Source organism: Mesorhizobium sp. DCY119 (assembly GCF_003590645.1).
Taxonomy (GTDB): Bacteria; Pseudomonadota; Alphaproteobacteria; order Rhizobiales; family Rhizobiaceae; genus Mesorhizobium_M.
Genome location: NZ_CP031834.1, coordinates 1,448,801 through 1,462,590 on the forward strand (window position 1 = coordinate 1,448,801; position 13,790 = coordinate 1,462,590).

A 13,790-nucleotide genomic window follows, 5' to 3' on the forward strand; every position below is an offset into this window, starting at 1 on the left:
TGTGCGCTGCACAAATGTCAAGCGACTTTATGCTTTTTTAATTCAGAGTGATGTGGCAATTCCCCGTTCGGAAACAGCTGTGCCATTCACGCAACATCGGAGAGATACGATTGCCCGTCACCGTTCAGTTCATGCGGCGTATCGCGGAAGCCGCAGCGGCCGAGACATTGCCGCGCTTCCGCCAGCAAGGTGCTGTTTCCAATAAGCTTTCCGGCGGGTTCGATCCGGTGACCGAGGCCGATCGCGAGGCCGAGCGCGCCATTCGCGCGCTGATCAACGCCGAATTTCCGGACCACGGCATTCTCGGCGAGGAACACGGCATCGAGAACGCTTCGAGCAGTCACGTCTGGGTGATTGATCCTATCGACGGCACACGGGCCTATATTTCCGGCCTTCCGGTGTGGGGGACTCTGGTCGGACTGACCGTCGACGGCGACTCGGTTGCCGGCTTGATGTCCCAGCCTTTCACCGGCGAATTGTACTACGCCAACGCGTCGGGCTCGCATTACGAAGGTCCGGGAGGTTCGCGAAAACTCTCGACCCGCAAGACGACGTCACTGGCCGACGCAACGCTGTTCACCACCACGCCGGCGCTGTTCAAGGGTGAAAAACGCAAGCTCTACGACCGGCTGGAAAGCCAGGTTCGGCTCGCCCGCTACGGCACCGACTGCTACGCCTTTGCCATGGTGGCCTCCGGCAATGCTGATATCGTCGCCGATCCCGGCCTGCAGCCTTATGACATCGTCGCGCTGATCCCGATCATCGAGAAGGCGGGCGGCGTGGTCACCACCTTCAGCGGGGGACCGGCGGAAAAGGGCGGCGACATACTGGCGTCGGCCACGCCGGAGCTTCATGCGGCGGCGATGGAAATTCTTAACGGCTGATCGGCGCTAAACCACCGGCGCGTCGCTGCCGGGAATGAAGGCGTCGAAGGCGGCGAGGAACTGTTCGCGGTAGATATCGGCTTCCTGAAGAATTTCGTGGCGGGCACCGTCGATGGTCAGCAGCGAGCCGACGCGCAGGCGTCTGGAATAGTCCTCGATCGCGCGGTTCGAGACGACTTCGTCAGCGCCGGCGACGATGAAGAGCGTCGGGATCTGGACCTTTGCCATGAATTCCGGGCTCTGCACGATCGCACTGGCTTTGGCCGCTGCGCGAATCCAGGCGACGGTGGGGCCGCCGAGGCCCAGATGTGGATAGGTCTCGTAGAGCAGGCAATTGCGCCGGTAGCGGGCAGGATCGGTCGTAAGCTTGTTTGTGGCGAAGGGCTCGACCTGGCCCTGACGTCCGCCCGAGACATACAATTTGCCGAGGCCGCTGTAATAAAGCGCGTTGCCCATGCGCCTGATCGCGGGCATCGACAGCGGTGACTTGTGCAAGGCGAAAAACGGAGCGATCAGCACCATTCGCCGGACGCGGTTGACCATCGCCGGCGTGCCCAGAAGCGCGATCAGCGCCCCCATCGAATGGGCAAGGATGTAGTAGGGGCCGCGGCAATCGGGCAGTACGATCTCGGCAAAGAACTGCTCGAGATCGCGGGTGTAGTCGAGGAAGCCGCGGACATGGCCGCGGCCTGCATCGCGAATCAGCCGATCGGAAGCACCCTGGCCGCGCCAGTCCAGGCTCGCCGACCCCAGGCCGCGTGCCGCAAGATCGCGGGCCGTTTCGAAGTATTTCTCGATGCACTCGTTGCGGCCGGGCAGGATTATGACCGTGCCCTTGAGCGGACGCGACGTTGCCGGGAAAAGCGCATAGCGCAGCTTTTTCTGGTCGAAGGCGGTGATGTAGCCGGAGGTCGCCCTTTCAGGCTTCGGGTTTCCGGGGATGTCGTAGAAATAGTCCGTCATCTTCGGCTTGTTCTCATTCGCGCCGAAGGCCGGCCCTGAACCTGATAAAAGCGTAGCGATGAAATGCAAACAAATTTAGACCGCAGGCGGTCGTAAAGAAGCAAGGCCGGAAGCAGCTTTCACTGACTTCCGGCCTTTGTCGATCCGAGTGGAAGGGACGTTACACCCGGCTCGGCCCCGTCGCGGCAGGATACGCACCGCTAACTTTCACATTGAGGCCAATCTAGCAGGGCGCTTCTGAACGCTAACCGAAGCACCGGTTCATCCTGCGTTCATCAACGCGGATTTTTCGCATTGGAAAAACCCTTGAAATGGCTGGAGGGGGCACCCAAATGACTTCTTGCGGTCGCCAATGAATGGGGCCGCTGATCACGCCGAAACGCCATCATGGGTAAGACAGGTCACACGCGAACAATGTTGCTCAACTGGAGAACAGAACCATGCGTCATGTTGATTTTTCCCCGCTCTATCGCTCTACCGTCGGCTTCGACCGACTTTTCACGATGCTCGATTCCCTTGCCCAGCCGGAAGGCGCGCAGACCTATCCGCCCTACAACATCGAACGGACCGGCGAGGATTCCTATCGCATCTCCATGGCGGTAGCGGGTTTTTCCGATAGCGATATCGCCATCGAAGCCCATCGCAACGTCTTGAGCATCAAGGGTGAGCGCAAGGACGAGGGCACTGGCGAAGGCTCCGAGCTGCTTTATCGCGGCATTGCCTCGCGCGCTTTCGAGCGCCGCTTCCAGCTTGCCGACCATGTCGATGTCACCGGCGCCAATCTGAAGAACGGCCTGCTGCACATCGATCTCAAGCGGACCATTCCCGAAGAGCTCAAGCCGCGCAAGATTGCGATTTCGGCTCCGTCGGACAAATCCGCCAAGCAGATCGAAGCCAAGACAAACTAATTCAGTACGCTCCTCCCGAGCGAAAAGCGGCGCCTTCGGGCGCCGCTTTTTTGTTCAGCTTAGCTATGCGATCAAATCGCCGAATCGATCGACATCGTCAGCCGTTGTCGCAAAGCTGGTGACGAAGCGGCATAGCGTTTCGTTTTCGTCGATTCGCTCGGCAAAGCCGTGCGGCGCGTTCCAGGGAAAAAAGACCGCGCCTGCGTCGGTCGCCGCTTTGATCGTGTCCTTGCTCATGATTGCGAAAACCTCGTTGGCCTGTGGCTGCCAGCCGAGACGGTCATTGCTTGATGCTTCGATGACCTTGCCCAGACGCGCGGCCATGGCGTTGGAGTGACGGGCCGTTTCGAGCCAGAGGTCGTCCGTGAAATAGGCGTCGAACTGGGCAGCGATGAAGCGCGACTTCGAAAAAAGCTGGGCGGCGCGCTTGCGCAGGAAGCCGAGTTCCCGGGCCATGCCGGTGTCGAACAGCACGACTGCTTCGGCGCACCAGCAGCCATTCTTGGTGCCGCCGAAGGAAACGATATCGACGCCACGCTTCCAGGTCATCTCGGCGGGCGTCGTCTCAAGCGATGCCAGCGCGTTGGCGAAGCGTGCGCCGTCCATGTGAAGCGGCAGGTTGCGCTTCTTGGCGACGGCCGAGATCGCGTCGATTTCGGCCAGGCTGTACACGGTGCCGACTTCGGTGGCTTGCGTGATCGACACGGCGATCGGCTGGCCGGCATGGACGAATTCCGGTTCGAAATGGGAAATCGCCTTTTCAAGATTGCCGGGGTTCATTCGTCCGAGCGGCCCATCGACGGCGCGCAGGCGGGCGCCGCCGGAAAAATACTCCGGCGCGCCGCATTCATCTTCCATTACATGCGCTTCGCGGTGGCAGAAGGAGACGCCGCCGGGGCGGTTGTAGGCCGCCAGTGACAGCGAATTCGCTGCCGTTCCGGTGGCGACGAAGAAGACAGCGGCTTCGCGCTCGAAAATTTCGCTGAATTTTTCGTAGACGGCGCGGTCGAGATCGCCATCACCATAGGCGGTGCTGAAACCGGACGCGTGCGTGGAAAGCGAGGCGGCGATCTTGGGATGGGCGCCGGCCCAATTGTCTGAGGCAAAAAACATGTTTCGGTTCCGCAGGATAGCATTGAAAGTGCGCGGACCTTGGCCGGTTTTGGTGCCTGGCATCAAGGGCCAGACCGGAAAAATCCGTTGCAGCCCAAAAATTGACCAGGAGAGCGAAACGGCTGAAAGTTTCGCAGGATTGCGGGCCGTTGAAAGATTCTTTCGCGGTTTGCGCCGTTTTTTTGTGAATCCGTCTTGTGCGGTTCGAAAAATTCTGCAATAAGAAAATTAGGACAGTAGTGCTGTCTTATTTTATCTGCGCAATGTGTGCCGGATTTGGCGTATGATCGACGCCTGTCCGGCTATCACTGCGACCGGTGCCGGGAATGCCGCGAAAGTGGCAGTGACTCGCGCACCCCAAGGACTGTATACCGCCCGGGCAGTATGCTTTTCCGCGGAAATTCGACAAGACGTGCAGGCGATTTGATGGATGTGCCGCTACGGCTGCCAGACAATGGAGAGACGCCCGAAAGGGCTGGAAACGGAAGGGAAGGACGATGACGGACATGACGACATCTGTGACGACGCAATTCCAGGCGCCCGCGCAGACGAAAGCCGTTGCCGTCAAACGCGCGCCCTTGCGAACTCCCAATGGCATGGCCGCGCAGGGACTCTACGATCCGCGCAACGAGCACGATGCCTGCGGCGTCGGCTTCATCGCCAACATGAAGGGCGTGAAGTCGCATCAGATCGTCAAGGACGGGCTGTTCATGCTCGAAAACCTGACGCATCGCGGTGCGGTGGGCGCAGACCCGCTGATGGGCGATGGCGCCGGCCTGCTGGTGCAGATTCCGGACCGTTTCTTCCGCGAAGAAATGGCCAAGCAGGACATCGAGCTGCCGGCACCGGGACAGTATGGCGTCGGCCACTGGTTCATGCCGCAGGACGCCGAGCTGCGCGCGCATATCTATGATGTCATCCGCGAGTCGGCGCAGTCCGAAGGTTTGCCGCTGATCGGTTTCCGCGACGTGCCGGTCGACAATTCCTCGCTTTCCAAGGCGCCGGATATTGCCGCGGCCGAACCGTATCACTGCCAGGTCTTCATCGGGCGCACGCCTGATATCGAAGACGACGAGGAGTATGAAGCGCGGCTCTATCTGCTGCGCAAGGTCATCTCTGGCCGCATCTATGCCGAGAACGATAACAAGGATATCGGCGCCTATTGCGTATCGCTGTCGGCGCGCACGATCGTCTACAAGGGCATGTTCCTCGCCTATCAGGTCGGTGCCTACTACAAGGACCTCGCCGATCCGCGTTTCGAGACGGCGCTGGTTCTTGTCCACCAGCGTTTCTCGACCAACACCTTCCCGTCGTGGAAGCTGGCGCATCCCTACCGCATGGTCGCGCACAATGGTGAGATCAATACGGTGCGCGGCAACAACAACTGGATGGCGGCGCGTCAGGCGTCGGTCGACAGCGAGCTGTTCGGCAACAATATCTCGAAGCTGTGGCCGATTTCCTATGAGGGCCAGTCGGATACCGCCTGCTTCGACAACGCGCTCGAGTTCCTGTTCCAGGGTGGCTACAAGCTGGCGCACGCGATGATGATGCTGATCCCGGAAGCCTGGGCCGGTAACAAGCTGATGGATGCCGACCGCAAGGCTTTCTACGAGTATCACGCTGCCCTGATGGAGCCGTGGGACGGCCCCGCTGCCGTTGCCTTCACCGATGGCCGCCAGATCGGCGCGACGCTGGACCGCAATGGCCTGCGTCCGGCACGCTATGTCGTGACCGACGATGACCGGGTCATCCTGGCGTCGGAAGCTGGTGCGTTCACCGTGCCGGAAGAGAAGATCGTCAAGAAGTGGCGCCTGCAGCCCGGCAAGATGCTGCTGATCGACCTTGAAAAGGGCCGGATCATCTCGGACGAGGAAATCAAGTCCGAGATCGCGACCAAGCATCCCTACAAGACCTGGTTGCACAACACCCAGCTTATCCTCGAAGAGCTGAAGCCGGTCGAGCCGCGCGCGCTGCGCAAGGATGTTTCGCTGCTCGATCGCCAGCAGTCCTTTGGCTATACGCAGGAAGACACCAAGCTGCTGATGTCGCCGATGGCGACGACGGGTCAGGAAGCCGTTGGTTCGATGGGCACCGACACGCCGATTTCGGCCATGTCGGACAAGTCGAAGCTGCTCTATACCTATTTCAAGCAGAACTTCGCCCAGGTCACCAATCCGCCGATCGACCCGATCCGCGAGGAGCTGGTGATGAGCCTGGTTTCCTTCATCGGGCCGCGGCCGAACATCTTCGATCTCGTCGGTTCGTCGCGCAAGAAGCGGCTGGAAGTGCGCCAGCCGATCCTGACCAATGGCGACCTGGAAAAGATCCGCTCCATCGGCCACACCGAGGATCGCTTCGACACCAAGACGATCGACATCACCTATGGCTCCGCCGAGGATGCCGCCGGCATGCAGGGCGCCATCGAGCGGCTGTGCGAGCGTGCCGAGGCGGCAGTCGCCGGCGGCTACAACATCATCATCCTGTCCGACCGTCAGGTCGGGCCGGACCGCATCGCCATACCGGCGCTGCTGGCGACGGCGGCCGTGCACCACCACCTTATCCGCAAGGGTCTGCGCACCTCTGTCGGCCTTGTCGTAGAATCGGGCGAGCCGCGCGAAGTGCATCACTTCTGCTGCCTGGCCGGTTACGGTGCCGAGGCGATCAACCCGTACCTTGCTTTCGATACGCTGCTCGACATGCACAAGCGTGGCGACATGCCGGCGGAAGTGGACGCTTCCGAGGTCGTGTCGCGCTATATCAAGTCGATCGGCAAGGGCATCCTCAAGGTCATGTCCAAGATGGGCATCTCGACCTATCAGTCCTATTGCGGCGCGCAGATTTTCGATGCCATCGGACTGAAGTCGGACTTCGTGGAACAGTATTTCACCGGCACCGCTACCCTCATCGAGGGCGTCGGGCTGGACGAAGTCGCGACCGAGACGGTCAGCCGCCACGCCGATGCCTTCGGCGACGACCCGGTGCTGCGCAATGCGCTCGAAGTGGGTGGCGAATATATGTACCGCATGCGCGGCGAAGCCCATATCTGGTCGCCGGATGCGGTGGCCAGCCTTCAGCACGCCGTGCGCAAGGGCTCGTGGGAAACCTTCAAGGAGTTCTCCGCGCAGATCGACAGCGAGACGGCACGCGCGCAGGGCATTCGCGGGCTGTTCAAGATCAGGCTGGCGGAAGACACTGGCCGCAAGCCGGTTTCGCTCGACGACGTGATGCCGGCGGCCGATATCGTCAAGCGCTTCTCGACCGGGGCGATGTCCTTCGGCTCGATCAGCCGCGAGGCGCATACGACGCTGGCCGTCGCCATGAACCGGATCGGCGGCAAGTCGAACACCGGCGAGGGCGGCGAAGAGCCGGACCGCTACCTGCCGCTGCCCGGCGGTGGCGCGAACCCCGAGCGTTCGGCGATCAAGCAGGTTGCTTCCGGCCGGTTCGGCGTCACCACCGAATACCTCGTCAACTCCGACATGATGCAGATCAAGGTCGCGCAGGGTGCAAAGCCCGGCGAGGGCGGCCAGCTTCCCGGCCACAAGGTCGACGCGACGATCGCCAAGACCCGTCACTCGACGCCGGGTGTCGGCCTGATTTCGCCGCCGCCGCATCATGATATCTATTCGATCGAGGATCTGGCACAGCTCATCTACGACCTGAAGAACGTCAATCCGGCGGCCGACGTGTCGGTCAAGCTCGTCTCGGAAGTCGGTGTCGGCACGGTTGCCGCCGGCGTTGCCAAGGCGCGCGCCGACCACATCACCATCTCCGGCTATGATGGCGGCACCGGCGCTTCGCCGCTGACCTCGCTGAAGCATGCAGGCAGCCCGTGGGAAATGGGCCTTGCCGAGACGCACCAGACGCTGGTGCTGAACGGGTTGCGCTCGCGCGTCGCCCTGCAGGTCGACGGTGGCTTGCGCACGGGCCGCGACGTCATCATCGGCGCATTGCTGGGGGCCGACGAGTTCGGCTTCTCGACCGCGCCGCTGATTGCCGCCGGCTGCATCATGATGCGCAAGTGCCATCTCAACACCTGCCCGGTCGGCGTCGCCACGCAGGACCCGGTTCTGCGCAAGCGCTTCAAGGGCACGCCCGAGCACATCATCAACTACTTCTTCTATGTCGCGGAAGAGGTGCGCGAGCTGCTCGCAGCCATGGGCTACACCCATATCGACCAGATCATCGGCGATACCGATCTTCTGGAAAAGCGGGCGATGATCGAACATTGGAAGGCGCGCGGGCTCGATTTCGCCCGCATGTTCCACAAGCCCGACGCTCCGGCCGAAGCCACGCACTGGACCGAGCGTCAGAAGCATCCGATCGATGACGTTCTCGACCGCAAGTTGATCGAGCAGGCCAAGCCGGCGCTCGAATCGCGTCAGGCCGTCACCATCGAGACCGAGATCCGCAACGTCGACCGTTCGGCCGGCGCCATGCTTTCGGGCGAAGTCGTCAAGCGGTTCAAGCACAAGGGCCTGCGCGACGACACGATCTCGGTGAAGCTCACCGGCACGGCAGGCCAGTCCTTCGGGGCGTTCCTGGCGCGTGGCATCTCGTTCGAGCTGATTGGCGACGGCAACGACTATGTCGGCAAGGGTCTCTCGGGCGGACGCATCGTCATCCGCCCGCCGGAGAATGCGAAGATCGTCGCCGAGGATTCGATCATCGTCGGCAACACCGTGCTTTACGGCGCGACCGAGGGCGAATGCTACTTCCGCGGCGTCGCCGGCGAGCGTTTCGCCGTGCGCAACTCGGGTGCCGTCACCGTTGTCGAAGGCGTTGGTGACCATGGCTGTGAATACATGACCGGTGGTGTCGTCGTCGTCATCGGCCAGACCGGGCGCAACTTCGCCGCCGGCATGTCGGGCGGTGTCGCCTATGTGCTCGACGAGGCCGGCGATTTCGCCGAGCGCTGCAACATGGCGATGGTCGAGCTGGAGCCGGTTCCGGAAGAGGACGACCTGATGGAGAAACTTCTTCACCATGGCGGCGACCTCGACCACAAGGGCCGCGTCGACGTATCCGGCGACATGACCAGCCATGACGAGGAGCGGCTCTATCAGCTCATCTCGAACCATGTGCATTTCACCGGTTCGACACGCGGCAAGGCTATTCTCGACGACTGGGCGAACTACCGGCCGAAATTCCGGAAAGTCATGCCGGTCGAGTACCGCCGCGCGCTGATCGAAATGGAGCGCATGAGGATGGGCGTCGCGGCCGAATAGGCCGCGTCAGCCGTCCGGACAGAAACGGGCCGACCGAAGGTCCGGGCTGGACGGCTGAGCCAACCTGCTTCAAGAGAAGAGCCAACAATTTTTGCCTGTGATTTTTCGCAGGGCCTGATCGACGAAAGTTTTTGCAATGGGCAAGGTAACAGGATTTCTTGAGATCGACCGGCAGGTGCACAAGTACCAGCCGGCCTCCGACCGCATCCGGCATTTCCGTGAGTTCACGCTGCCGATGTCGGACAAGGAAGTCGAAAAACAGGCCGCGCGCTGCATGGATTGCGGCGTGCCGTTCTGCCACGGTCCGACCGGCTGTCCGATCCACAACCAGATCCCGGACTGGAACGACCTCGTCTATAATGGCGATTGGGACAATGCGATCCGCAACCTGCATTCGACCAACAATTTCCCGGAATTCACCGGCCGCATCTGCCCCGCGCCTTGCGAGGAAGCCTGCACGCTAAATCTGGAAGACATTCCGGTCGCCATCAAGACGGTCGAGCAGGCGATCGCCGACAAGGCTTATGAGCTTGGCCACATTCGCCCCTATCCGGCGGAGAAGAAGAGCGGCAAAAGCGTCGCGATTATCGGCTCCGGTCCGGCCGGCATGGCCGCTGCCCAGCAGCTTGGCCGCGTCGGGCATGACGTTCATGTCTATGAGCGCGAGAGCAAGCCGGGCGGCCTGATGCGCTTCGGCATTCCCGACTTCAAGATGGAAAAGCACTATATCGACCGCCGCGTCGAGCAGATGCAGGGCGAGGGCGTGATCTTCCATTGCGGCGTCAATGTCGGTGTCGACAAGCCCGTTTCGGAACTGCTCGCCGAATACGACGCCGTGCTCTATTGCGGCGGCTCAGAGACGCCGCGCCCGGCCAACATTCCAGGCGACGATCTCGAAGGCGTGCATGATGCGATGCCTTACCTCGTCCAGCAGAACAAGCGGGTGGCGCGCGAAGACATTCAATCGGTCGCCTGGAAATCGGAGGCCATCGTTGCCGGTGGCCTGCACGTTGTCGTTGTTGGCGGCGGTGATACGGCGTCCGATTGCGTCGGCACTGCATTCCGGCAGGGCGCTGTGCGCGTGACCCAGCTCGACATCCGCCCGCAGCCGCCGGAGAAGGAAAACAAGCTTGCCGTCTGGCCTTATTGGGCAACCAAGATGCGTACCTCTTCTTCGCAGGCCGAGGGTGCCGAGCGCGAGTTCCAGGTGGCGACGCTCGAGTTCATCGGCGAGGACGGCCAGCTGACCGGCGTGAAGTGCTGCGAGGTCGATGAGAAGCGCAAGCCGATCGCCGGCACGGAGTTCGTGATCCGCGCCGATTTGGCCTTCATCGCCATCGGCTTTGCCGGTCCGATGGCTGGTGGCGTGGTCAAGGAGCTGGACGGACAGCTGAAGATTGGCGTCGATAGCCGCCGCTCGACCAATGTCGATGCCAATGACCGCGACTACCGGACGAGCGTCGACAAGCTCTACGCGGCCGGCGACATTCGCCGCGGCCAGTCGCTGGTGGTCTGGGCCATCCGCGAAGGCCGCCAGGCCGCCCGCGCCATCGACGAGGCGCTGATGGGTTCGAGTGTCTTGCCGCGGTAGGCAGCTTCGAGGAAATCTCGTGAAAAGGCGCCTGCGTGGCGCCTTTTCTTTTGCCTAAGCATGGCAGCTGCCGGCTTTGTCCAAGACTGCCACGTGAAAATTACTCAATCTGCTGATACAGTTTGAGGATGCAGGAGTTCGATCCAGAGGATGTTCTAAGTCGCCCGTTGATGGCGAATTTGGCGACCGTTACCGAGGACGGCGCACCGCGCAACGCGCCGGTATGGTTCGTCTGGGAGAACAGTGCGATCTGGCTTCTCGGGTCATCTGATGGAAGCGCGGTCAAGCATCTGGAAAGAGACCCTCGCTGCGCAGTGGAGATCGTTCACTTCGACAATGAGGCAGGCGTCCTGCTGCATCTTGGGCTGCGCGGTGTCGCCACCGTTGAGCCGATGTCGCCGGACCGCTTCAAGCGGCTGCTTCACAAATATCTCGGCCCCGAAGCAGGGTGGAATGAATGGTTCATCGACAACGTGGCCCAGATCGAGCATCCGGACGGGCGCATGATCAGGCTTGCCCCGACCAGCATTTTCACCAACAACGTGTCGTTCTTCAGGACGGGTCCTGACTTTGCGTGGCCTCCGGGGTAGGGGGCTGATCAGCGCCTGACGGTCGCTGTCGTGTCCGGTATTGCCGGTGCGGCTGCTGTTGCCGGTTCGGCAGGTCGGGGCGGCCAGGAAAAATCGTCGGCGCGGCCGGGTTTGGCTTCGGGCGCGATGCCGTCGATCGCCAGTTTTTCGCCGGGGGAGCGCGGCGATGCTTTCCCGACATTTGCGCCGAGCAGCTCGGTGCCGCCGTCCAGTTCGGGATCGTTGAGCGAGATCGGCACCGTGCGATCGACGGGTGCAGCCTTCTGGGCCTCCGGGGTCAAGGCCGGCAATGCCGGCACGCCGGCCGCCGCACCCGGTGCTGCGGTGAGACCGAGGATCTTGCTCAGAGGTTTTTCCGCATAGAAAGCGAGCTTGCGCTTTCCCGCCTGGGTGAGATTGATGCCGTCGTCGGAGCGCAACCGAACGGGCTGGCCGCTGACGTCGGGACCGGTCGTTATGAATGCGCCGTTCTCATCGACGAACCCGTCCCAGACATCGACGAACTCGGCCTTGGCCCCCTCGCTCGCCGCGCGGTAAATATCGTTGAAGGCCAGCATGTCGGAGGTCATCTTGGAAGACCTGAAAGCCGGCACGCCGACCCAGACGAACGGCACCTTGCCTAGTGTGATCGCCTTGGCCAAGGCTTCTGTGCGCTTGGCATATTCCTTGTTCCAGTTGTCCGTTCCCAGAGTTTCGCGCGTGTCGCCGACGCGCATCTGCTGACGGTCGTTGGAGCCCATCATGACGGCGATCGCGGCGGGCTTTTCGGTTTCGATCAGCGCGCCGATTTCCTTGGGCCAGTCGAAATAGTCCTGGCGCACAAAGCCGGACGAGCCTTTCGACCTGTCGACAATACGGACCTTGGGGTTGTCTGCGTATACGATACCAAGACCGTCGGCGAGGCCGCTGCCGAGAAAGTCACCGATGACGAGCACGACCTTTGCATCGGGCGCCTTGTCGACGACGGGAATTTCCGGCTCTGCCGGCTTGCGTGCGACGGCGCGCGCCTTTGGTGCCGTCTTGCGCACGCGCGCCTTGGGCCTGCCACCGGGTATGTCTTCCGGTGGTGCCAGGCGTGGCTCCCTGCGGGGGAAAAACAGGTCGCGCAACGACCATGGCCGGTAGACCGGTTCCTGCGCGAAGGCAGGCGAAGCCGGCAAGGCCAACCAAAGACCGGTCGTCAGGACAGCGAGCGCAACAAGGAACGCCATAATCCGGACCGGAAATGCGGTGCGCTCCTTGCCTGGCAAAGGCCTTGCTCCTAGCGTTTCCTCAATGTCTTGAGCACTTCCATGCTCGGATGGCCGTCCTGCGTCAAGCCGGCCTTGGCCTGGTATGCCTTGATGGCCGCACGCGATCCTTCACCGATCTTGCCGTCGAACTTGCCTTCGTAATAGCCATAGGCGGAAAGGCGTTGCTGAAGTTCCTGCTTCTCCTCGAAGCTGAGCTTCGTGAAGGGGCGGCTCCAATCCTGCACGAGGCCGCCATAGCCGGCGATCTCGTCGGCAAGCAGGCCTACGGCGAGCGCATATTTGTCGGCATTGTTGTAGCGCTTGATGACGAAGAAGTTCTTGGTCATCAGGAAAGCCGGTCCGCCGCGTCCGTCCGGCACTTTCAGCTCCGCCTTGTCGGAGCCGCTGCGGAACGGCTTGCCGCTTGCGCGAGTGACGCCGAGCGACTGCCATTGCGACAGCGACTTGGAGCCACCGGGGAACTTGCGGCCATCCGGCAGGCTGACCTCGTAGCCCCAGGTCTTGCCGCTCTGCCAGCCGTTCTTGCGCAGCAGGTTGGCGGCGGTCGCCAGTGCGTCAGGCACGGAATTCCAGATGTCGCGCTTGCCGTTGCCGTCCATGTCGACGGCATAGGCCTGATAGCTGGTCGGAATGAACTGGGTGTGACCCATGGCGCCGGCCCACGAACCGGTCAGATGGCTTTCGTCGATATCGCCGCTCTGCAGGATCTTCAGCGCAGCGATCAACTGCGTGCGCGCAAATTTTGCCCGGCGTTCGTCGGCATAGGCGAGTGTCGCCAGCGAACGTACGACATTGCGCATGACATCGTCGCGCTTGAGGATTTCGCCGTAGTTGGATTCCATCGACCAGATGGCGAGCAGTATGTGACGGTCGACGCCGTATTTCGCCTCGATGCGGTCGAGCCACGGCTTCCATTTGCGGGCCATTTCGCGCCCGACAGCCACCGATTGCTCATGCACCCGGTTGTCGAAGTAGTCCCATACCGGTGCGGTGAATTCGGGCTGGAAGCGCGCCTTCTGCAGCACTTCCGGATCGATGTCCTTCACATTGCGGAAGGCGCGATCGAAAGTCGTGCCGGAAATGCCGCTTTGCGCGGCGGTGTTGCGGAAGCTTGAAACCCAGCGCTGAAAGCCGGCGTCGGCCGAAGCCGGAGTCGCCGAAAACATAAGAGCGAGCGACAGACCGGCGGCTGCCGCGGCGCTTGCAAGGCGAATTGCGGTCTTGCGAACGAGCATATTTTCCTCCTTGTCCATCATCGGA

9 protein-coding genes are annotated in these 13,790 nt (G+C 61.8%); 5 read left to right on the forward strand and 4 right to left on the reverse strand.

Annotated features, from left to right (window positions below):
* Positions 1-110 precede the first annotated feature (110 nt).
* Positions 111-884 (forward strand): histidinol-phosphatase, encoded by a 774-nt coding sequence (gene hisN, locus DZG07_RS06990; protein WP_119815459.1) that lies wholly within the window; start codon positions 111-113, stop codon positions 882-884.
* 6 nt (positions 885-890) lie between these two features.
* Here the strand turns inward: hisN and DZG07_RS06995 are convergent, their stop codons facing one another.
* On the reverse strand, positions 891-1,847 hold the full coding sequence (locus tag DZG07_RS06995; RefSeq protein ID WP_119821474.1) for an alpha/beta hydrolase: 957 nt from the start codon (positions 1,845-1,847) through the stop codon (positions 891-893).
* Positions 1,848-2,287: 440 nt separating this feature from the next.
* On the opposite strand from DZG07_RS06995, the gene DZG07_RS07000 reads away from it, so the two are divergent.
* A complete protein-coding gene (locus DZG07_RS07000; RefSeq protein WP_091915306.1) occupies positions 2,288-2,755 on the forward strand; it encodes an Hsp20 family protein in 468 nt (155 codons plus the stop codon).
* A gap of 63 nt (positions 2,756-2,818) precedes the next feature.
* Here the strand turns inward: DZG07_RS07000 and DZG07_RS07005 are convergent, their stop codons facing one another.
* Positions 2,819-3,868: a low specificity L-threonine aldolase gene (locus tag DZG07_RS07005; protein WP_119821476.1), complete on the reverse strand. Its 1,050-nt coding sequence runs from the start codon at positions 3,866-3,868 to the stop codon at positions 2,819-2,821.
* Positions 3,869-4,365: 497 nt separating this feature from the next.
* Here DZG07_RS07005 and gltB point away from each other — a divergent pair, with 497 nt between their 5' ends.
* From gltB to DZG07_RS07020, 3 genes are all read left to right on the forward strand, one after another.
* The gene (gltB, locus tag DZG07_RS07010) at positions 4,366-9,096 is read left to right on the forward strand and encodes a glutamate synthase large subunit (RefSeq protein ID WP_091915302.1); all 4,731 of its coding nucleotides are present in this window, start codon (positions 4,366-4,368) and stop codon (positions 9,094-9,096) included.
* A gap of 136 nt (positions 9,097-9,232) precedes the next feature.
* Positions 9,233-10,687 carry a glutamate synthase subunit beta gene (locus DZG07_RS07015; protein WP_091915300.1) on the forward strand — a complete coding sequence of 485 codons (1,455 nt, stop codon included), beginning with the start codon at positions 9,233-9,235 and terminating at the stop codon, positions 10,685-10,687.
* A gap of 128 nt (positions 10,688-10,815) precedes the next feature.
* A complete protein-coding gene (locus DZG07_RS07020) occupies positions 10,816-11,277 on the forward strand; it encodes a pyridoxamine 5'-phosphate oxidase family protein (RefSeq protein WP_119815462.1) in 462 nt (153 codons plus the stop codon).
* A gap of 8 nt (positions 11,278-11,285) precedes the next feature.
* Here the strand turns inward: DZG07_RS07020 and DZG07_RS07025 are convergent, their stop codons facing one another.
* Positions 11,286-12,488 (reverse strand): DUF459 domain-containing protein, encoded by a 1,203-nt coding sequence (locus DZG07_RS07025; RefSeq protein WP_119815466.1) that lies wholly within the window; start codon positions 12,486-12,488, stop codon positions 11,286-11,288.
* A 50-nt stretch (positions 12,489-12,538) separates the two neighbouring features.
* A complete protein-coding gene (locus tag DZG07_RS07030) occupies positions 12,539-13,765 on the reverse strand; it encodes a lytic murein transglycosylase (RefSeq protein WP_119821478.1) in 1,227 nt (408 codons plus the stop codon).
* Positions 13,766-13,790 lie beyond the last annotated feature (25 nt).

Bases quoted from the DNA above. Each gene is read 5' to 3' on its own strand.
- DZG07_RS06995 (WP_119821474.1), bottom strand. From the start codon at position 1,847: ATGACGGACTATTTCTACGACATCCCCGGAAACCCGAAGCCTGAAAGG.
- DZG07_RS07000 (WP_091915306.1), top strand. From the start codon at position 2,288: ATGCGTCATGTTGATTTTTCCCCGCTCTATCGCTCTACCGTCGGCTTC.
- DZG07_RS07005 (WP_119821476.1), bottom strand. From the start codon at position 3,868: ATGTTTTTTGCCTCAGACAATTGGGCCGGCGCCCATCCCAAGATCGCC.
- gltB (WP_091915302.1), top strand. From the start codon at position 4,366: ATGACGGACATGACGACATCTGTGACGACGCAATTCCAGGCGCCCGCG.
- DZG07_RS07015 (WP_091915300.1), top strand. From the start codon at position 9,233: ATGGGCAAGGTAACAGGATTTCTTGAGATCGACCGGCAGGTGCACAAG.
- DZG07_RS07020 (WP_119815462.1), top strand. From the start codon at position 10,816: ATGCAGGAGTTCGATCCAGAGGATGTTCTAAGTCGCCCGTTGATGGCG.
- DZG07_RS07025 (WP_119815466.1), bottom strand. From the start codon at position 12,488: ATGGCGTTCCTTGTTGCGCTCGCTGTCCTGACGACCGGTCTTTGGTTG.
- DZG07_RS07030 (WP_119821478.1), bottom strand. From the start codon at position 13,765: ATGCTCGTTCGCAAGACCGCAATTCGCCTTGCAAGCGCCGCGGCAGCC.